The organism is Bacillus sp. FSL K6-1033 (assembly GCF_038630765.1).
Taxonomy (GTDB): Bacteria; Bacillota; Bacilli; order Bacillales; family Bacillaceae; genus Bacillus; species Bacillus altitudinis.
The window spans coordinates 954,066-973,615 of record NZ_CP152041.1 but is presented as its reverse complement, the minus strand read 5'-3'; the positions used below and the strand labels follow the sequence as shown (position 1 = coordinate 973,615).

Below are 19,550 nucleotides of genomic sequence, written 5' to 3'. Positions count from 1 at the left end.
GCCATGAAAAAGCCTCTTTCAAATTGAAAGAGGCTTTTGCTACTCATCCTATCAGCCGCTCGTCACAGCTCCCTTTTGTAATTCGTACATTTGCGCATACAGTCCGCCTTGCTCCATGAGCTCTTCGTGGCTGCCGCGCTCGACAATCTCACCCTTTTCTAACACCAAAATCATGTCAGCTTTCTTAATAGTAGATAATCGGTGTGCAATGACAAAAGTGGTTCGTCCTTCTTTGACGACATCTAGTGCCCGTTGAATGATGGCTTCTGTTTCTGTATCGATGTTAGCCGTCGCTTCATCTAGAATTAAGATCGCTGGATCGTATGCCAGTGCACGGGCAAATGAAATCAATTGACGCTCCCCAGAGGAAAGAGTACTCCCCTTTTCAACAACTGGTTCATCAAAACCTTCAGGCAAATGCTTTAATAGTTCTGCTGCGCCCACTTGCTTTAACGATGTTTCAATCGTTTCTCTTTTAATGTCTTCATTTCCTAAACTGACATTGGAGGCAATCGTTCCAGAGAACAAATAAGGATCTTGCAGTACAATGCCCATTTGCTTACGCAACGTTTGGCGCGACTGATCATAGATGCTTTTTCCATCAATGAGGATATCCCCATGCTGAATATCATAAAAACGCAGCAGCAAATTCATGATCGAACTTTTCCCAGAACCGGTATGTCCAACGAGTGCCACCGTCTGACCTTTTCTCGCCTCAAAGGTGATGTTCTTTAATACATTTTTCCCTTCATTATACGCAAAGGTAACATCCTGAAATTGAACGTGCCCCTCGATTTTCTTCTGAACCGGTTCTTCCACTTCAGTACCAGGCTCATCTAATAATCGAAAGACCCGTTCAGATGAAACCCTTGCTAATTCTAATCTAGAAAATTGATTCACAATGCCTGTAATCGGCTGGAACAAACGATTTAAATAATCGACAAATGCATAAAGCACCCCAATCGACACAATGCCCGTCGCACTTAAGGACGCGCCGCCAAAATACCAAATGAGTGCGACGTATGCTAAGTTCCGAAGCAGATTCACCAAGTTATGTGAGAGCAGTGAATTTAAATGAAGCATCTTTCGCTGATATCGAAAGTGATTGTTATTCAGCTCATCAAATTCTTCTTTCGTTGCTTGTTCATGTCGAAATGCTTGAATAATCGTCATTCCTTGAATAGCTTCATTTAGCTTGGCATTAATTTCACTGATGATGGATCGAATGCGATGATTGTAAACCGACGCAAACTTTCTGTAAGTCATCGACCATAGGAAAATAATCGGAACAGCCACTAAACAAATGAGCGCCAGCTTCACATTTAATAAAAACATGGCGATATAAATGCCAATCATGTAAATGGCACTTGTGACGAAATTCGCTAGTACTGTGACATATAAATCACGAATGGTTTCTGTGTCATTGGTAATCCGCGCGACAACCTTTCCAGCCGGTAAATTATCAAAATACCGAATCGGAAGCGTTTGAATATGTTCAAATACGTCCACTCGCATTTTTTGAATAATGCGATTTGCAATACGCTGGAGTAAATAGTGCTGCCCATATTGAAAGAAAATCGCAATGACGAGCATCCCAAAATAAAATAGAACAAGCTGCACCAAACCACTGATTTCCGGTTGATAAAAAGCGAAGATTTCCTCTTTGGATAAACGCTGTACCTGATACGTCTCACGCTCGCTCCCATTTTCAATGGTGAGCTGATCCCCTTCTATTGTCCGGCTCCCGTCAAATCGAATCGGTTCATTCACAAAATAGTACCCAAATCCGACTTGCACGACATTGATTTGCTTTCCAGCTTCATTTTGATTCTGTAGCCGGTCACTTCTTATATAGTTATTTCCCTGGTAATAAACCGTTTTATCTGTTTTTTCATTTACCTCAACATACGGTTTTTCTACACCTAAAATATGATCATCAATCATTTTTTTCCCAATGAAAGGTCCTGTCAACTCAGCACCAACTGCAATGATCAGAAAGATCAAAGCAACAGACAATACTTTTTTATATAGGAGTGCATAGGCAAGAAGTCTTCTCCCTGTTGTCATGCCTCATCCCCTCCTTCCAGCTGATTTGTCAGCTGCTGACGCAGAAATTGCTCTTTATACCATCCATCTTGCTGAATAAGCGCTTGATGGGTTCCCTTTTGAACAATACGTCCTTCTTCCATGACAAGAATGAGATCCGCATGCTCTACAGCTGATAGACGGTGGGTTGTAATAAATGTCGTTTTTCCATGACGATTTTGTCTTAAATTCTCTAAAATAGCCGTTTCTGTTTTTGCATCAACTGCAGATAACGAGTCATCCAAAATCAAAATGTCTGGATCAATTAATAAAGCACGTGCAATGGAAATCCGCTGCTTCTGTCCTCCTGACAGCGCCACTCCCTTTTCTCCAACCATGGTTTCCAAGCCTTCTGGTAAAAGGCGTAAATCCTTTTCAAAGTAAGCATCTTTAATCGCTTGTGCTAATTCAGCTTCTCTCGCGTCTCTATGACCGAAACGCATATTCTCTTCTACACTTTTAGAGAAAAGGACATGATCTTGCGGCACATAGCCAATCCATTGGAACAGTTGATCCAATTCAATGTCCTCAATTGGAACACCTGAAAACAAGATCTTTCCATCACCTGTCGGATACTGACGAAGAAGCTGTTTGACAATCGTTGTTTTTCCGCTTCCCGTTTTTCCTGTAATACCAATCGTTTGCCCTTTTCGTACAGTAAAGGAGACATCCGTTAGATTATCTTTAGAGGAAGTTGGATACCTAAATGTCACATGTTCAAATTGAATATCGCCAGGCTCTTGTAATGTTTTTGGCTTGGCTGCGTCAGTTACATCCGGTTGATAACTGAGTGTATGATTCAACCGATCTAATGAGGCATTTCCTCTTTGCATGATATTAATCAATTCACCAATGGCAAACATTGGCCAGATCATCATCCCCAGATAGACGTTAAATGCGACAAGCTCACCAATGGTTAAATCACTTTGGAACACAAGATATGCGCCGTAACCGATACCGATTAAATAACTGATCCCCACAAGCAATTTCACCGTCGGCTCAAACAATGAATCAATGATCGCCACTCTCATATTTTTTTGAAAAACATCATCTGTCATTTCTCGAAAGCGATTCACATCTTGTTTTTCCTGTACAAAAGACCGAATCACCCGAACGCCGGCAACTGATTCTAATACACGATCATTCATATCACCAAATGCATCTTGAGCGACTGTAAAGCGTTCATGAATTTTACTGCCATAAAACGCTATCAAAATCGCCATCAGCGGCATCGGAATAATGGCCATTAAAGTTAATTTCCAGCTGATCGTCAGTCCCATCGTAAAAAAGATCATCAGCATGTAAGCAGTGGAATCGACTAATGTTAAAACGCCAAAGCCTGTTGTTAAAGCCACAGCATTCAAATCATTTGTACCTAACGCCATTAAATTTCCGGTTTTTTTCTTTTCATAAAAGGTGGGTGTCATCTTAAGTAAGTGGCGCATTAATTTTCCGCGCAGCACACGCTCCATGACATTCGCGCCGCCAAATAACTGATACATCCAAAAATAGGTGAGCGCATAGACACTGACACCAAGTAAGCAAAAAATGGTTACGTAAAACAGAATACTGGATGTTGTAAATTGACCAGACCGAATGTCATCAACTGCTTGACCTAGATACCTCGGTGGCAGCATTTCAAGTACATTCACTATGAGCAGCAGCGTAATGGCGATTGTATAGCGCCTCCACTCTTGTTTAAAGAACCAGCCTAATTTCACAAATACTGAAAACATGTTTGTCTCTCCTTTTAAAGCTAGCCGCTTTCTATATTTTCCTGATTGTCACCTTGTTTCGTTTTTTGAGCTTTTGTCATTTGTCTTGCCTTTGGCATGTTCACATGCTTTCACTCCTCTTCATTTAGTTGTTGATGCATTCCATTATTTCGAGATGCGAAATGTATACAACAAAAAAAGAGGCAACCAGCTGACTGGTACGCCTCTTTTATACATGATAAAAAGGCGCATGTTGACAAATACGCAACATACGCCTTGATTCATCCGATCAATTGGAACATACGAGTCCCTTTTCAATGACCAATGAAGGTGTAATTGTCACGTGAATCAATCCATTCATGCAGTTTGATTTCATTCTTCCAATGATGTTGCACATGACATTTCCTCCTTTTGGCTCTTGAATCTTTTTTTATCTTATAGTGGCTGTCACTATTTTGTCAATAAATATTTTTCAATAAATGAAATTTTCTAACAAAAAGTTCACACCCTTTATGTGTATCTTTTTCAGATATCGGGTATACCATGAACGTATAGACTCCTTTTGAAAGGAATGAGGACATTGTTTCAAGCTGATCGGATGGTCGTTGCGTTTGATGGACATGAAGACAGTAAGAAAGCATTAAAGAAGGCAATCGCTTTAGCCAAAACTTTGCATGCCAAGCTGACCATTGCCTACGCTCATGATGGGAAATCCAGCAGACAGGTGTTTGATGCACCTCGCCCAATGACTGGCGGCGCTTATATCGGAGGCGGCATGGCAGACCTTCAAACACCCCCTGTGTATGTACCTCATGATGAACAGCAAAGTCCCTTGATTTTTGAAGACCATACAGAAGAGGTCGTTGCAGAAGCAAGAATGCTGTTAAATGAAGAGCAGTTTGAAGCTGCGATTGAAATTGTTGAAGGGGAGCCTGCAGAAGCGATTATCGAATACGCTGAAGAGATTTCAGCAGACCTCATCGTCATGGGAGCACGTGACCAAAGCAGATTGAAAAAGATGCTCTTTGGCAGTGTGAGTGAAAAGTTATCGTCCAAATCAGATATACCTGTACTGATCGTGAAATAAATGTCATCACAAAAGGCTAAAATGAACTTGATTTTAGCCTTTTGTCTTTTTTTCAGCGTGATAGAAAACCTTTGAAGTCTAGGAAGGACGAGCACTGGCACGGAGCGAATTTGACATTCGTGAGTACCAGCGCGCAGGACTGACACCGAATGCGAGGGTTTGTCTACACGCTGAAAAGGCTGCAAACATCGGTTTACAGCCTTTTTCCTTTTACGAAGAAATAGATGCTTCGCTTTCATGCTTAATTTTTTTCTGGAACCCTTCCTGTACACGCTTCGTGATCTCCCCTGGAACACCTTCCCCAACTGGCTGACCATCTATTTCTACAATTGGAATCACTTCAGCTGTCGTTGAACTAATGAAAATTTCCTGCGCATGCAAAAGTTCGTCTTTACTCATGCGGGTTTCTTCCACACGACATCCTTCTTCCTGACAAACCTCTAGCAGCTTTCTACGTGTAATGCCGTTTAAAATCAGGTTATTTGCTGGGTGTGTACGAATGACACCGTCAATGACGGCATACACATTCGAGGACGTCCCCTCTGTCACAAAGCCGTCTCTTATTAAAATCGCTTCAAACGCACCAGCTTCAGACGCTTTCTGCTTTTCCATGACGTTATATAAAAGGTTTAAGCTTTTAATATCACATCTTAACCAGCGAAGATCTTCAGACAATAGAGCTTTCGCACCAGCTGTCTGCTCTTGAATAGGCTTTTTCACTTGAAATGTATATGCCGTAATCTGAGGGGTAAGTGCACCATATTGATGTTTACGAGGTGCGACGCCTCGCGTGACTTGAATATACACGCCACCATCAATCACTTGATTATCTGCGACTAGCTTCTTCAAATTCTCTTCCATATCGGATACTGTACCTTGCAGATGAATGCCGATTTCCTTTGCACTCTTGAATAGACGCTCAGTATGCTCTTTTAATGTAAACAAAGTCCCATTATATACGCGGATGACCTCATAGACTCCGTCGCCAAATTGATAGCCTCTGTCTTCAATATCAACATGTGCATCTTTTTTTTCAATAAAATCCCCATTGTACAATACTTTCATATGGAATCTCCCCTTCGCTTTGCTTAATGGTTGAATCTGATGCTATCTTAGCGGATAAATGTAAACGTTTCAATGATTATTCAGAATTATTTCATATCCATTTGACTGGATAACCTTCTATTGTAACAAATATAGATTCATAACCAAAAAGATTCCAATTTTTTAGCATCTTCTATATTCATAGGCTCTTTTTTCCTGTATACTTACTCCATATGAGCACGACAAAAAACAGCGAAAAAAGACAGAATCCACTACATGATTCGACACAAACTACTGATTTATTGGAGCGATTGTAATGCAACGGGTTACGAAAAAACAGACACCTTCAAACACGATGCTGCTCTCAAAGGCGATTGGTCTAGTCATCCTGACATTGATCCTTTTTTTCATTTGGGATATGTCTAAAACCAATATGCAGGCAGCAGATCAACCGAATGAAGTGTCTGCGAGCAGTCCATTTCGAGACACAAGTACAAGTCTGAAACCAAAAGATGATTCGCCAAAAACATTAGATGCACATTTTAAGATCAATCCAAACAAACATGTAACGGATCAAACGATCTTTTTGACCTTTGATGATGGCCCTTCTGCTACATCAAATCAGCTGTTAGATGTGCTAAAATCACAGCAAGTGAAGGCCACATTCTTTATGCTCGGGCCGCAAATCAAAGAACACCCAGCAGCTGTGAAAAGACTTCATCAAGAAGGTCATCAATTAGGACTTCATGGCATCACGCATGATGTGAAACGCTTTTATCAAAAAAGTGATTCTCCTGTAAATGAGATGAAAGAAGATCAACGTATATTGGCTTCTGTAACTGGTGAATATACACATCTTGTGAGAACACCTTATGGCAGTTCTCCAAACTTAACAGACCAGCAAAAAACACGTTTAAAACAAAAAGGCTTTGTATACTGGGACTGGACCATTGACAGTCTTGACTGGAAATATAAAAGCTCAAAATATGTACCAGAAGTATTAAATCAGCTGCAAGTGCTTGAAACCAAGTACCCGAAAGAGCCAAAAATCATCTTAATGCATGATCAGCCAGCTACCGCAAAATACTTAAACAGTCTGATCACACAATTAAAGGCGAAGGGCTACACGTTTGAAGTCCTTGATGAAACAATGAAGCCACTACAGCAATAAAGCAAACCCGCACCTGTTGGATGCGGGTTTTTTATGATTTATAAAGCATTCACAAGCTCGCCAATTCGTTCGTGAAAGACAAGATCAAACAGCGGATCGAATTCCGTTTCACTTAAATTCATCATGACCTTAAAGATGGAAGGATGATGAGCAGCATCTTCTGGAATATATCGTGCTGGTGCCACTTCTAAGGAAGTTCCCATGACGAGCAGCATGTCCGTTTGCTGGAGCGATTTCTCCACTTGATCAAAGTGCTTCACCATGTCTCCAAAAAGGACAACATCTGTTTTAAGTACTCGTCCACATGTGCGGCCGTCTGATGAAATCCGCTCACAAACCGGCACCTCTTCTTGTAATAAATAAGGCAGTTCGTATGTTGACCCGCATGATGGACATGTAGCTGTTTGAATGGAACCATGCAGTTCATACACATGCTGGCTTCCCGCTTTTTTATGCAGACCATCGATATTTTGCGTGAAAATATCCACGCGTTTTCCTTGCTTTTCTAAATTGGCTAAAAAAGCATGTCCAGCGTTTGGCTCGTACTCTCCACTCATCTTCATTTGAAACAATTCTTTGAATTTCGGCCAAAATTGATGAGGATGTGATAAAAAGTAAGACCGGCTCATTGCCTCCATGCGAGAGGTATCTTCTGTCCATAGTCCACCTGTTGATCTAAAATCGGGAATTCCCGATTCTGTGCTCATCCCAGCACCTGAAAGGACCGTAATATGTGAGGCCTTTGATAATCTCTCTCTTAGCGCTGCCACTTTTGTTTGATCCAACCACCATTCCTCCTTTATTCACCGAGCTGTTTCTCACCTTTTTGTTTCATATAAATGGTCTGTCCAGGGAAAGCAAATTCTACCCCTTCTTCATGGAAAATATCAATAATGCGATAGTTAATATCCTGCTTAATATCCAGGTTTTCAGACCAAGCGGTTGTGTTTGTATAAAAGTTGAAGAATAAATTTAAATAGCTGTCTGCCAGCACATCGAGATTCACCATAATCGTTTCCTTATGAACCCCATCATGCTCATAAAGCATTTGCTTCAGACGTTTGATGCACTTATCAATGTTTTCTTTCGGTGTATTGTAAGATACGCGAACGGAGAACGTAATTTGACGTTTATTCATTCTCGTCCAATTTGTGATCGGCTCCTTTGAAAGGGTCGAATTTGGCACGGTCACCACCGCTTCAGCAGGTGTTCTAAATTTTGTGCTTCGGAAGGTAATGTCCTCTACAGTTCCAAGTACACTTGGAGTCTCTACAAAATCGCCCATTGTAAAAGGCTTCTCTGTAATAATCACAATTCCTCCAAAAAAGTTCGCCACTGTATCCTGCGCAGCGAGCGCAAAAGCAAGACCACCTAGACCAAGCCCTGCCACAAGTCCGTTCACATCATAATTAAACTCTTGTGCAATGACGCTAATACTCAGTGCAATAATAATAAAACGAAGAACCTTTGATAAAAATGGCGCTAAAATATCATCCATCTCTAATTCAAATTTTGAATTCACTTTTTGAAATAAGAAGGAAGAAGCTGCGGTTAGATTACAAAGTCCCCACGTCAGCATCAAAATAATAGAGGATCTATACAATTTGACAATGACATCCATATGGTGCTCAAAGTATGGGGCTTGTCTTAACGCAAAATATAAACCTAGTGCCACAAAAAACAGCCTCGCAGGTTTTTCAAACGCCACGACAATTTGATTAATGACTTCGGTTTTAGACCGGTTTGTCAGCTTAAAGAGCAGGTGAAACAAGTATTTCGTAAATACTTTTCGAAGTAATAAAAAAAGCAATAAAATACAAAGGCTAATGCCTATTTGGATCGCAATATCGACTGTAAAATATGTATCCATCCATTTTTGTGTAAACATCTCTGTCTCTCTCCTTTAAAACAATCCTCTCTAGTTTATAATATAACCTTCGTTTATGTCCTCTCTTAAATGTCTGACCTCTATATAAAAAGCCTCGGGACCTATCCCGAGGCATGATGTTCAATTATGAAATTTTGGCTTGAGACATATCGACGGGCAGCAAACTACTTTTTCTTCTGAGCCTGATCAAGGAGAGTCGCTTTAAACATTTCAGCATCCGTTTCGGCCTTAATACGTTCTTCCACTCTAATTCTCCCTTTACCCAATCATCTCGCCTCCTTTTCATCATTATAAAACATCAGAATTTTCAGTCAACATGACGAAAGCACTAATATTTTGACGAACGCTGACGATTTGGACAAAATTGATCGAAGAAAAATTGATGTAATTCAGGTTTACTCAATCAAAGCTTGCTCTATTCCTGTAACTTTTCAAAATGATACATCAAGCTTTTTCGGTACATGAGGTTCCATGATAATACGGCGCTCTTCTTCTCCATATAGTAAAGAAGGAAAACCACCAAAGCATTTGATATGATAAGACCAGAACTTATGTCAGGGAGCTGGAGCAAGTGTATATTATCGCACATAGAGGGTCATCAAGCGCCGCCCCAGAAAATACAATCGCTGCGTTTGATGTAGCTGTCGAGCAAGGAGCAGATTATATTGAATTAGATGTACAAATGACAATGGATCAGCACGTCGTCGTCATCCATGATGATACCGTTGATCGAACGACGAACGGAAACGGCTTAGTCAAAAGTTATACACTTGATCAGTTGAAAAAACTGGACGCAGGAAGCTGGTTTGACCAACAGTATACGAATGAACGAATTCCAACATTACAAGAAATTCTTGAAAGATACAGTCAGCGGATTGGGATATTGATCGAGATCAAACACCCAAAACGGCAGATAGGAATCGAAAAGGCAGTTGTCGACATCATCAATCGGTTTGCCTATTCTCGTCATATCATGATTCAATCTTTTGATGTTCATGCACTGCAAAGAATCAAAGCATTCGCCCCTTCTCTTCGCACAGCTTTGATTATAAAGCCTGATGCATTTAAACTAACGAAACGAAAGTTAACGACATACAGCTCGTTTGCAAATTGTCTTAATATGAAGAAAACGATGATCAATAGATGGTGGATAGACCGCATCCACACATTCGGGATGGATGTGTTTATATGGACTGTAAAAGATCAAAAAACAGCGGATCGAATCAAAAAACACCCAATTGATGGTGTGGTAACGGATAACCCGCTATTTTTTCAAAAGGAGAAATGATGCAGATGAAAACTTATTTCGCCGTTTTTATCGGTGGATTGATTGGTACACTTTGCAGATATGAACTAAGCCAAACTGTCATCAGCCAGACATTCCCCTATGCAACGATGATTGAAAACATTTCCGGCAGCCTGCTTCTTGGTTTTGCGACAGGATACTTTCTATTTCAGAAAGGGAAAAAAGATCTTGCTGCTTTGATTGGAACAGGGTTTTGCGGCGGGTTTACGACCATGTCCACCTTTTCTAAAGAGACAGTTCTTCTGTTACAGGCAGGGCAGTTCAATTTAAGTATGATGTACATCCTGCTCTCAGTCATTGCTGGAGTAGCCGCTGCTTTAGCTGGCCTGATCCTTGCTGAACGGCTCTTTCATCAAAATAAGCAGCAGAAAGGAAGCAGATAAATGATTCTTTTTTATACAGCTGTAGCTGGAGGGATCGGCAGTGCATGTCGTTTCTTCATCAGCCAAACAATCCAGAAAACTCCGTCCCATGCCCTTTTCCCGTACAGTATTATTTTCATTAATTTATTAGGTGCAGCCGGTTTAGGTTTTCTCACAGGCGCTGTAACGTCTAATCATCCACTGCTAGTGATCATAGGAACCGGTTTTTTTGGCGGCTTTACCACATTCTCTACGTTTAGTGTAGAATCTGCGACGATGCTGATGCAGCGTCAAATAGGAAAGCTTGCTGCCTATTTACTTGTAACAATTATCGGCTCTTTATGCCTTTTTGCGGCGTTTTATCAAATAGGACAACTTCTGTTTTAAATATCTGTGATGGCAGCTAGGCTGATGAGCAGTTGATCCATCAGCTGGCGCTTCATTAAAAACAGTGTCTTCTCACTATAGCCGATTTCGATTGCACATTTTGCCATGCGCCAATCTCGAAAATACTTATAATCAATGAGCTGCTGCTCTATTTCATCCAATTCTTTTAAAGCCGTTTCAATACAAGCAACAATCAGTTCATACTGACTTTTCTGCTCTTCTAATTTTTGACGTGCCATATGATGATGTTGGAGAGAACTTCGCTTTTCAAGCTGTCTTTCAATATTTAAAATGGCTGCTTGATAGTTCTTGAAATTTTTTAAATGAAACTCAATACGTTTCATTGAGGTTTTTTTCTCCGCGATACTTGCTGTTTCATACCAGAGCATGTCCATCCCCCTTTTACGAACGTTTGTTCTTATTATATACGAACATACATTCTCGAAAAAGAGGCTAAATACCTAAAAAAACCTTGAGCTTATTTTTCGCTCAAGGTCATTTCATTTACTAACAGTGGCTCTTTTATATCAAGCCCTGTTCGTGTATTTTCTTTTTCTGATGATGTGACGCCTTTTTTCAGGTCGATCTTTTTCACATAGCGTCCATCCATCTCCAAGACCTTCATCCGAATATCATCAAGATAAATGGATTGTCCTTCTCGGATATCAATGTTCTCATTTAAGATTAGCCCGCCTATCGTATCAATTTCTTCATCATGATATGACATTTCGATCAAATCTTGAACTTCCTCTAATCTCACTTTTCCATCTAATATATAATGATGCTCCGCTCTCTTTTGAATGACCGGCTGCTCATCTTCATCGAATTCATCTCGAATGTCTCCAACAATCTCTTCTAAAATATCCTCCGTTGTGACAAGTCCAGATGTCCCGCCATATTCATCCGTTAAAATCGCCATATGCATTCGATCGCGCTGCATCTTGACGAGAAGCTCTTGAATTGGAATCGTGTCAATCACTTCAATCACTGGATAAATATAATCTTGAAGCTTCAGTTGATCTTTTTCTCCTTGGTACACAATATCTGCAAAGAGCTGCTTTTTGTTGAGCATGCCAATGACATGGTCTTTATCCCCTGAAAACACTGGGAAGCGTGTGTACTTTTCCTTTGTCATGATCGCCAATATTTCGTCTAACGGCATATCTTCTGGAATCGCACAAATTTCTCTTCGCGGTATCATAATTTCTCTTGCGATTCGATTATCAAAATCGAATATCTTGTTCATATAATTATACTCTGATGAGTTGATTTCCCCATTTTTTAAGCTTTCAGATAATAAAATCTTTAATTCCTCTTCGGAATGGGAATGTTCTTTTTCAGACCCCATATCGATACCCATCATTTTCGTTAGTACACGGGCTGACCCGTTCAAGACATAAATGAAAGGGTACATAAGGATATAAAATGCATGCAGCGGTCCTGACAGCCAAAGCGTCATTTTTTCTGCCTTTTGTATGGCAAGTGTTTTTGGTGCAAGCTCGCCAACAACTACATGCAAAAAGGTAATAATAGAGAACGCAAGTGTTGCTGAGATCAGGCTGATTGCTGAATCAGGAATGTTTGTCAAACCAAAACCTCGAACTAAAAGTTCTTTTACTGCCGGTTTACCGATCCACCCTAAACCAAGGGATGTCACTGTAATACCGAGCTGGCAGGCTGACAAATATTCATCTAGCCTTGATGTCACCTTTTTCGCCATGATAGCCTTTTTGGACCCTTCGGCAACAAGCTGATTAATTCTTGAACTTCTCACCTTTACAATGGCAAATTCAGATGCAACAAAGAAAGCTGTTAAAGCAATCAAAACTCCGACTATACTCAGATTAACAATATCGTCCATTTAACCTTGCTCTTTCTTAGAAGAACAAGGAGTCACCTCCTGATTGATGATGTTATCTTTTGCAAAACGGTTAACTGATTAAATAAGACTACTTTGAGGGCCCCACTTAACCACCTCCGGTTCACGTAAAATCCGTCTCTCTACATATATATGAAACGGTATTCATTTTATCTTACCATAAATAATCTGAAAATTCCTGTATCGCTACAGTATTTTAAAGATGACAACCTAAATTGATGGAAATGCCCTTTGTTTCTTCATATTGGCAGGAAATCTGAACAATTATCTTGTATTTCAGACTCGAATTATATTAAACTATTTTCATAAACTATAACGTGACGGTTAGGAGGAGATGTTCAGATGGGGCTGAGAAAAAGTATCGTATTGGTGAACTAGCACAGATTGCACAGGTGACGAAACGAACTGTAGATTATTATACGAATCTAGGGTTGCTTGCGCCTGTTAGATCTTGCTCTAATTATCGTTATTACGATGAACATGCTTTAAAACGATTACAATTAATCGTTCTTTGCAAACAGCAGAGATTGGCTCTTTCTGACATCAAATCCAGATTAGATGAACAATTCCCTTCTCAAAAGGAAGATCCTGATGAACTTGTCCATTTAACCTCTGATATCGATCGGATGAATGAGCATATGGACCGCATTTTGGTACGTTGTAAGCAGCTTCAGCCAGAACAACGTGAAAAATTAAAAGAACAGCTTACACCTGAGAAGATGACGGCTGTCCAATCATTTTTACTGCTGTTAAGTTAAAATTTTTACTAAACAGGAGGTGTTACCTTCGTTCTCAAAGTCAGAACGAAGGCCTTAATTGGACATAGTGAATTTACTCATAGTTGCTTTACTTATAGCTTTAACCGCGTTTTTCGTTGCATCGGAGTTTGCGATCATTCGCTTAAGAAGCTCAAGAATTGATCAATTAATTGCAGAAGGTAATAAAACAGCAGTTGCTGTCAAGCACGTCACGACTCACCTTGATGAGTATCTGTCGGCCTGTCAGCTCGGTATTACCATTACCGCCCTTGGTATTGGTTGGTTAGGGGAAGAAACAATTGCGCACATGCTTGCTCCACTATTTGTAGAGCTGTCCATTCCTCAATCAGCTAGTTCTATTGTCACTTTTATTATTGCGTTTAGTATTATGACGTTTTTACACGTCGTGGTTGGAGAGCTTGCACCAAAAACACTCGCCATTCAAAAGGCTGAGCAAGTGTCCCTTCTATTTGCTAGACCGCTTATGATATTTTATAAAGTGATGTTTCCGTTCATTTGGGTGTTAAATGGATCTGCTCGTTTATTAACGAAAGCATTTGGTCTTCAACAAGTATCTGAGCATGACATGGCGCACTCTGAAGAAGAATTGCGGATTATTTTATCTGAGAGCTATAAGAGCGGCGAGATTAACCAGTCTGAATTCAAATATGTGAATAAAATTTTTGAATTTGATGACCGTCTGGCGAAAGAAATTATGATTCCTCGTACCGAAGTTGTCAGCTTCCCGCATGATATTACGATTGAGGAAATGCTGAAAGTGACCAAGGTCGAGAAATATACACGTTATCCAATTGAAGATGGCGATAAAGACAACATTATCGGTGTTGTGAATATTAAAGAAGTACTCACTGCATGTATTAGTGGTGAATGTTCCACAAGTGATACGATCGAACATTTTGTAAACCCGATTATTCATGTAATTGAAACAGTTCCTGTTCATGATCTACTGCTTAAAATGCAGCGTGAGCGTGTACACATGGCCATTTTATCAGATGAATATGGCGGTACAGCAGGACTTGTAACAGTTGAAGACATCCTTGAAGAAATCGTCGGTGAGATTCGTGATGAATTCGATATTGATGAAATCAACGAAGTGCGTAAACTGGGAGAAGACCACTATATCTTTGATGGAAAGGTCCTTGTAGATCAAGTTAACCTGCTACTAGGTATTCAGCTTGATAACGAAGAAGTCGACACAATCGGCGGCTGGTTCCTTACACAAAAATATGAAGTCGAGAAAAATGACGCGATTCGTGAACAAGGCTATGAATTTATCATTAATGAAGTCGATGGACACCATGTGGCATACATCGAAGTCAAAAAACTAAACGAACAACTATTAGAAGCAGCTGAAGAAGGCGCTTCTTAAGAAAAAAAACGACCCTTGCCTTAGCAAGTGGTCGTTTTCTTTATCCCTTTTCGATTAACTTAGCTTCAAGTTCTTTGATTCTTGTGTTTAATACTTCTGTCATCGCACCTAATCTTTCTTTTGGCGGCAGATGATCAAATTCAGACAGCTCAATCGGTTCACCAATAATTAAGCGCATTTTCCCCTTCTTAAAAAGGCTTTTTGCATTAGAAGGTCCTTTGTACGCTGCTGGTACGATTGGTGATTTGCCGAGCTGCGCAATCGTAACGGCCCCTCTTTTTAAAGGAACATCTTCTGTTGTACGTGTTCCGCTTGGAAAAATCCCAACGATTTTCCCCTCTTTTAATAATTTAATGGGCGTTTTAATACTGCTTGGCCCAGGATTCTCTCGATCAACTGGAAAAGCATGAATCTTCTTTAAAAATCCGCCGATCCATTTATTTGCAAACAATTCTTTTTTCGCCATGTAGTGGATCTCAAACGGAAGAATTCCTGCGCCTAATGCAAGAACATCCACAAAACCCTCATGCGTACAAGCAATGACAAACCCCCGGTCTGTTGGCAGATTTTCTTTTTGATATACTTTGATTCCGCCTCGGAGAGCAAAAAATGCTTTGACGGTATAGCCTGAAAATTTATACATAGTGCACTTCCTTTGTTTGAAGAATGAAGGATTTGTTTCTATTATAACAAATTTTTTATTACCTGGTACTAAAAATTTTCTCCTGCTGATAAAATAGAGACGGTTCACTAAAATCATCTTTTCACTTAAGATGACCGCTCCTTCTGTATTCAAGTATGTGTTTTTAGGAGAGAATAGAGGAAGAAATGTGTCCAAAATTGTCGTTTTTTGAGTTTTTTTCCTGATTTGTTCTATTGAAAATACTTTATAAATGATGCAAATTTCGCTATGATAAGGAGAAATGATTTTGATTCGGCGAAAGAGATGAGTAATGTACGGCCTATGAGAAGTTTCGTGCAACTTTATGCCTTTCTTATGCGTGTATAACATAGAGGGGAGAAAAATCAGTGACGATCGATGAAATTTATCAAATGTATATGAACGATGTTTACAGGTTTCTGCTCTCCATGACAAAAGACAAACATTTGGCAGAGGACTTATTGCAGGAAACCTTTATGCGTGCTTATATACATATTCATTCCTACGACCATAGCAAAGTGAAACCTTGGTTATTTCAGGTGGCACGAAATGCTTTTATTGATTATGTCAGGAAACATAAAAAAGAAGTGACCATATCGGATGATCTCATTGGCGGCCTTTTACAAACGTCTGTACAAAGTCCTGCTGAACAGATTGAAATAAAAGAAGTCCTCAACATGTATTTGGAGCAGCTTCCAGATAACTACAAGGAAGCGTTGACATTGTATTATTTAAAAGAACTGAATTACAAAGAAGCATCCAAGGTCATGAATATTACTGAAGCAAATTTTAAAAGTGTTTTATTTCGTGCAAGGCAGCGCCTAAAAGCACTATATAACAGAGGTGTTAATGATGAATGAAGAGTTTAATAAGCGATGGGAACAATATAATAATGGCGAGATGAACGAGGAAGAAATGATGGCGTTTGAAGAAGAGCTCGAAGAAAATGAAAAACGCTTAAGCCAAGAACTGAATGACTCAGATTGGACAGACTTCTCCATCAGTCCTGAAAAACAAAAAGCCATTTTACAATACGGAAAAAGAAAATCCTATTTACGTATTTCTGTGCTTGCTGTTATATCTACACTGATTATTTTACCGCTTTGTACACTAGGTAGTTATCTATACTACGGCGTTGGCGGAGCAGACAGTAAAGGCAATCATTTTATGGAAACGGCCGCTGTAACAGTCGCCCTAACAAAACCGAATGTCGCCATTGATATGAAGGATTTAAAAGGGCAAGTCAAACTGTTTGGTATGAACACAGAACTTAAGCTGCAAAAACAAATTGGCAATAAAACAGAAGCCATCGGTAGTGAACAAATCGAAATGTTTTTCGATAAATTAAAGCAGCCTACGATCTCTTATTATGGCGACAGCGCACGTAATACGGAGGATTTCTTTACGCACCCTTCGTCTCAGGCAGATACATCTAAAAAACAAACACTCACTACTCTAGACAAGCTACCTGAAGGAACAGTGAGTGAAGTGTATGTATCCTATGACAAAGCATACACACCGAAAGACGTGTATTCATTTGCTAAAAAATATGATATGAAAGTGCTTTGGAATGCGATAAAAACAGAAGATTCATTAAGTGGAAATCAGCGTCCAATCGGTTTTCCCGGGAAAGACTCTGAATTTTTAAAAGAGCTTCAGCACACATCAAAAACAGAGGTTGATCAGTTCAAAGATGCCCTCGCCTATGTCAACCAGCATCCATCCTGGGCAAAAACGATCTCTGGCAGACCTGAACTTGACCTCTCTAACCGAATACGCTACATCAATCAAAATGGTGTCACGGTTTACGGTTCTGTTGTCACAGGTCCTTCTAAAGAAATAGAGAAATTTGTGAAGACAAAACGCATTAAAACGGCCAAAGTGAGCGAGGTGGAATTATGGAATTGGTAAGAATTTTTAAAGAGCATAATGTGTTTGGCTGGATTTCGGTCGGCACCGCTATTTTATCGCTGCTCATGCTGAACCTCGCCATTATTAGCAATGTGACATTTTATTCGTTTCAAATGCTTCCTTTTGCAATGGCCGCAGTTCCATTCGGTGTGATTGAACTGTTCATTAAAAAAGGCCGCACTGGACCAGGTTTCCTAGGCGTCGTTCTGAATATTTTTGTCATCGTTTGTGTCTATGCGATCGTCTCGATTGATGTCGATCTTCAATTAGGTTTTTAATACTAAAAAGCCAGTCATACTTGACTGGCTTTTTCTGTACACTCTTATTTTTTGTTTAATTCGGAGTGCTTTCTTGAATATAAGAAATAGACAACAAGCCCAATGGCAAGCCAGATTAAGAAACGAACAAATGTGATGGTGCCAAGCTTATAAATGAGCAGTCCGCAAGATAGAATAGCCAAGATTGGAATGAGCGGCACTGCGGGGCATCTGAATGCTCTCGGTAAATCAGGCTGTGTTTTTCTCATGACAATGACAGCAACTGAAATCAAAATGAAAGCTGAAAGTGTTCCGATGTTCACTAGACTTGCCAACTCATCAAGCGGAATGAATCCACCCATTAATGCTGACAATGTCCCAAAGAAAAGAGTATTGATATAAGGTGTTTTATGTTTTGGATGAACCTTTGAAAGAACCTTTGGTACCAAGCCATCACGAGACATGGCAAACATGACACGTGTTTGGCCGTACAGCATGACAAGCATGACCGTGGTCATCCCTAAAATCGCCCCAACATCTACAATACCCGCCACCCAATTTTGACCGGCTACTTGTAAAACAAGAGACACTGGATGGGATACTCCCTCAAAGTTCATAAATGGAACAATGCCTGTCATGATGGCACTGACTACCACATACAACATGGTACAAATCAATAAGGAAGTGATGATTCCTCTTGGCAAGTTGCGGGATGGATTTTTTGTTTCCTCTGCCGCAGAAGCAACTGCATCAAATCCGATAAATGCAAAGAATACGAGAGCTGCTGCACTTAACACGCCTGAAGTTCCAAAAGGAACGAATGGTGTCCAGTTTTCAGGTTTTACATATTTCACAGCGACTAAAATAAAGAGCAGAATCACCGCAATTTTCATAATGACCATGATGTTGTTGACTCGTTTTGATTCTTTAATACCGAAGTACAGCAAGAAGGTGATGATCATTAAAATAATAAATGCAGGAAGATTAAAATATGTCACTTGACCCTTTAAACCACCTGGTGCTGCTGTTAATTCAACCGGTATATGAATCCCTATCCCATTTAAAAACGACACAAAGTAGCCTGACCAGCCTGCTGAAACGGCACTAGCGGCTAGCATATATTCTAATATCAAATCCCAGCCAATGATAAACGCTAAAAATTCTCCCATAGATGCGTACGTAAATGTATAAACAGATCCTGATACTGGCACTGTGGAAGCGAATTCCGCATATGACAATGCCGCAAATAAACATGCAAGACCTGCAATCACAAATGATAAAACAAGTCCTGGTCCTGCTGTGACGGCGCCTGTACCTGTCAGAACAAATATCCCTGTACCGATAATCGCTCCAATACCAAGCATCGTTAAGTCAAATGAACCTAATTCCTTTCTTAACGCTTTTTCCCCTTGTGTTGCCGCAATTAGCTCTGAAATGCTCTTCTTTCTAAACAACGAATTGCTCATACCATCACTCCCAAAACTTAGTATCCGTCTAAAGACGCCACCACTTCGTAATTCACTTTATTTTCTGAATATTTAGATTTAATTTAGCGCAATAAATTGGTGGCGTAAAATTATTATATATGAAAATTAAAAAATGAAAACACTTTTTTCGAAATAGAGTGAAAATTCTTATTTATCAACAAA

General features: G+C 39.9%; 20 protein-coding genes. 10 read left to right on the top strand and 10 right to left on the bottom strand.

Going from position 1 to position 19,550, the window contains the following annotated elements:
• Positions 1-51 precede the first annotated feature (51 nt).
• Positions 52-2,067: an ABC transporter ATP-binding protein gene (locus MHH31_RS04870; protein ID WP_058337528.1), complete on the bottom strand. Its 2,016-nt coding sequence runs from the start codon at positions 2,065-2,067 to the stop codon at positions 52-54.
• Entirely contained in the window at positions 2,064-3,821 is a 1,758-nt protein-coding gene (locus tag MHH31_RS04865) for an ABC transporter transmembrane domain-containing protein (protein WP_058337529.1), read from the bottom strand. Before MHH31_RS04865 ends, MHH31_RS04870 begins: the two co-directional genes overlap by 4 nt.
• A gap of 559 nt (positions 3,822-4,380) precedes the next feature.
• Between MHH31_RS04865 and MHH31_RS04860 the strand changes: the two genes are divergently transcribed.
• Entirely contained in the window at positions 4,381-4,887 is a 507-nt protein-coding gene (locus tag MHH31_RS04860) for a universal stress protein (protein WP_008348950.1), read from the top strand.
• Positions 4,888-5,097: 210 nt separating this feature from the next.
• Here MHH31_RS04860 and dat read toward each other — a convergent pair whose 3' ends face one another.
• Positions 5,098-5,952 (bottom strand): D-amino-acid transaminase, encoded by an 855-nt coding sequence (gene dat / locus MHH31_RS04855; RefSeq protein WP_008348952.1) that lies wholly within the window; start codon positions 5,950-5,952, stop codon positions 5,098-5,100.
• Between the two features lie 295 nt (positions 5,953-6,247).
• Here dat and MHH31_RS04850 point away from each other — a divergent pair, with 295 nt between their 5' ends.
• The gene (locus tag MHH31_RS04850) at positions 6,248-7,102 is read left to right on the top strand and encodes a polysaccharide deacetylase family protein (RefSeq protein ID WP_039169286.1); all 855 of its coding nucleotides are present in this window, start codon (positions 6,248-6,250) and stop codon (positions 7,100-7,102) included.
• Between the two features lie 38 nt (positions 7,103-7,140).
• On the opposite strand, the gene MHH31_RS04845 is transcribed toward MHH31_RS04850, so the two are convergent.
• The 3 genes from MHH31_RS04845 to MHH31_RS04835 all read right to left on the bottom strand — a co-directional run bounded on the left by MHH31_RS04845 (position 7,141) and on the right by MHH31_RS04835 (position 9,256).
• On the bottom strand, positions 7,141-7,887 hold the full coding sequence (locus MHH31_RS04845; protein ID WP_017360336.1) for an NAD-dependent protein deacylase: 747 nt from the start codon (positions 7,885-7,887) through the stop codon (positions 7,141-7,143).
• A 14-nt stretch (positions 7,888-7,901) separates the two neighbouring features.
• A complete protein-coding gene (locus MHH31_RS04840; RefSeq protein WP_007497114.1) occupies positions 7,902-8,990 on the bottom strand; it encodes a mechanosensitive ion channel family protein in 1,089 nt (362 codons plus the stop codon).
• 164 nt (positions 8,991-9,154) lie between these two features.
• Complete coding sequence (locus tag MHH31_RS04835; RefSeq protein WP_017360338.1) at positions 9,155-9,256, bottom strand: YhdX family protein; 102 nt, start codon at positions 9,254-9,256, stop codon at positions 9,155-9,157.
• A gap of 305 nt (positions 9,257-9,561) precedes the next feature.
• Between MHH31_RS04835 and MHH31_RS04830 the strand changes: the two genes are divergently transcribed.
• The 3 genes from MHH31_RS04830 to MHH31_RS04820 are packed head-to-tail and all read left to right on the top strand — an operon-like array spanning position 9,562 to position 11,045.
• Positions 9,562-10,278, top strand: a complete 717-nt coding sequence (locus tag MHH31_RS04830; RefSeq protein WP_058337530.1) for a glycerophosphodiester phosphodiesterase family protein — start codon at positions 9,562-9,564, stop codon at positions 10,276-10,278.
• On the top strand, positions 10,278-10,679 hold the full coding sequence (gene crcB / locus MHH31_RS04825; RefSeq protein WP_017366925.1) for a fluoride efflux transporter CrcB: 402 nt from the start codon (positions 10,278-10,280) through the stop codon (positions 10,677-10,679). Before MHH31_RS04830 ends, crcB begins: the two co-directional genes overlap by 1 nt.
• Entirely contained in the window at positions 10,680-11,045 is a 366-nt protein-coding gene (locus MHH31_RS04820; protein ID WP_058337531.1) for a CrcB family protein, read from the top strand.
• Here the strand turns inward: MHH31_RS04820 and MHH31_RS04815 are convergent.
• Positions 11,042-11,434 carry a hypothetical protein gene (locus MHH31_RS04815; protein ID WP_024719967.1) on the bottom strand — a complete coding sequence of 131 codons (393 nt, stop codon included), beginning with the start codon at positions 11,432-11,434 and terminating at the stop codon, positions 11,042-11,044. The two genes, MHH31_RS04820 and MHH31_RS04815, sit on opposite strands and share 4 nt — an antisense overlap.
• Before the next feature lie 89 nt (positions 11,435-11,523).
• A complete protein-coding gene (locus tag MHH31_RS04810; protein WP_017360343.1) occupies positions 11,524-12,906 on the bottom strand; it encodes a hemolysin family protein in 1,383 nt (460 codons plus the stop codon).
• 335 nt (positions 12,907-13,241) lie between these two features.
• Here MHH31_RS04810 and MHH31_RS04805 point away from each other — a divergent pair, with 335 nt between their 5' ends.
• A complete protein-coding gene (locus MHH31_RS04805; protein ID WP_034620022.1) occupies positions 13,242-13,682 on the top strand; it encodes a MerR family transcriptional regulator in 441 nt (146 codons plus the stop codon).
• Between the two features lie 58 nt (positions 13,683-13,740).
• Positions 13,741-15,072 carry a hemolysin family protein gene (locus tag MHH31_RS04800; protein WP_008348975.1) on the top strand — a complete coding sequence of 444 codons (1,332 nt, stop codon included), beginning with the start codon at positions 13,741-13,743 and terminating at the stop codon, positions 15,070-15,072.
• Positions 15,073-15,112: 40 nt separating this feature from the next.
• Here MHH31_RS04800 and MHH31_RS04795 read toward each other — a convergent pair whose 3' ends face one another.
• Positions 15,113-15,715 carry a 1-acyl-sn-glycerol-3-phosphate acyltransferase gene (locus MHH31_RS04795; protein ID WP_017360344.1) on the bottom strand — a complete coding sequence of 201 codons (603 nt, stop codon included), beginning with the start codon at positions 15,713-15,715 and terminating at the stop codon, positions 15,113-15,115.
• A gap of 386 nt (positions 15,716-16,101) precedes the next feature.
• Here MHH31_RS04795 and MHH31_RS04790 point away from each other — a divergent pair, with 386 nt between their 5' ends.
• From MHH31_RS04790 to MHH31_RS04780, 3 genes are read left to right on the top strand one after another with little or no spacing between them, the layout of a single operon-like run.
• Entirely contained in the window at positions 16,102-16,593 is a 492-nt protein-coding gene (locus tag MHH31_RS04790; RefSeq protein WP_008348979.1) for a sigma-70 family RNA polymerase sigma factor, read from the top strand.
• Positions 16,586-17,644, top strand: a complete 1,059-nt coding sequence (locus MHH31_RS04785; protein ID WP_024719964.1) for an anti-sigma factor — start codon at positions 16,586-16,588, stop codon at positions 17,642-17,644. The genes MHH31_RS04790 and MHH31_RS04785 overlap by 8 nt, the downstream gene beginning before the upstream one ends.
• Complete coding sequence (locus tag MHH31_RS04780) at positions 17,632-17,922, top strand: hypothetical protein (RefSeq protein ID WP_008348984.1); 291 nt, start codon at positions 17,632-17,634, stop codon at positions 17,920-17,922. Before MHH31_RS04785 ends, MHH31_RS04780 begins: the two co-directional genes overlap by 13 nt.
• A 44-nt stretch (positions 17,923-17,966) precedes the next feature.
• Here MHH31_RS04780 and MHH31_RS04775 read toward each other — a convergent pair whose 3' ends face one another.
• Positions 17,967-19,367 carry an amino acid permease gene (locus MHH31_RS04775; RefSeq protein ID WP_024719963.1) on the bottom strand — a complete coding sequence of 467 codons (1,401 nt, stop codon included), beginning with the start codon at positions 19,365-19,367 and terminating at the stop codon, positions 17,967-17,969.
• Positions 19,368-19,550 lie beyond the last annotated feature (183 nt).

Excerpts from the sequence above, each read along its gene's own strand:
- MHH31_RS04810 (WP_017360343.1), bottom strand. The coding sequence starts at position 12,906 with ATGGACGATATTGTTAATCTGAGTATAGTCGGAGTTTTGATTGCTTTA.
- MHH31_RS04785 (WP_024719964.1), top strand. The coding sequence starts at position 16,586 with ATGAATGAAGAGTTTAATAAGCGATGGGAACAATATAATAATGGCGAG.
- dat (WP_008348952.1), bottom strand. The coding sequence starts at position 5,952 with ATGAAAGTATTGTACAATGGGGATTTTATTGAAAAAAAAGATGCACAT.
- MHH31_RS04815 (WP_024719967.1), bottom strand. The coding sequence starts at position 11,434 with ATGCTCTGGTATGAAACAGCAAGTATCGCGGAGAAAAAAACCTCAATG.
- crcB (WP_017366925.1), top strand. The coding sequence starts at position 10,278 with ATGCAGATGAAAACTTATTTCGCCGTTTTTATCGGTGGATTGATTGGT.
- MHH31_RS04850 (WP_039169286.1), top strand. The coding sequence starts at position 6,248 with ATGCAACGGGTTACGAAAAAACAGACACCTTCAAACACGATGCTGCTC.
- MHH31_RS04870 (WP_058337528.1), bottom strand. The coding sequence starts at position 2,067 with ATGACAACAGGGAGAAGACTTCTTGCCTATGCACTCCTATATAAAAAA.
- MHH31_RS04840 (WP_007497114.1), bottom strand. The coding sequence starts at position 8,990 with ATGTTTACACAAAAATGGATGGATACATATTTTACAGTCGATATTGCG.
- MHH31_RS04775 (WP_024719963.1), bottom strand. The coding sequence starts at position 19,367 with ATGAGCAATTCGTTGTTTAGAAAGAAGAGCATTTCAGAGCTAATTGCG.
- MHH31_RS04865 (WP_058337529.1), bottom strand. The coding sequence starts at position 3,821 with ATGTTTTCAGTATTTGTGAAATTAGGCTGGTTCTTTAAACAAGAGTGG.
- MHH31_RS04780 (WP_008348984.1), top strand. The coding sequence starts at position 17,632 with ATGGAATTGGTAAGAATTTTTAAAGAGCATAATGTGTTTGGCTGGATT.
- MHH31_RS04820 (WP_058337531.1), top strand. The coding sequence starts at position 10,680 with ATGATTCTTTTTTATACAGCTGTAGCTGGAGGGATCGGCAGTGCATGT.
- MHH31_RS04795 (WP_017360344.1), bottom strand. The coding sequence starts at position 15,715 with ATGTATAAATTTTCAGGCTATACCGTCAAAGCATTTTTTGCTCTCCGA.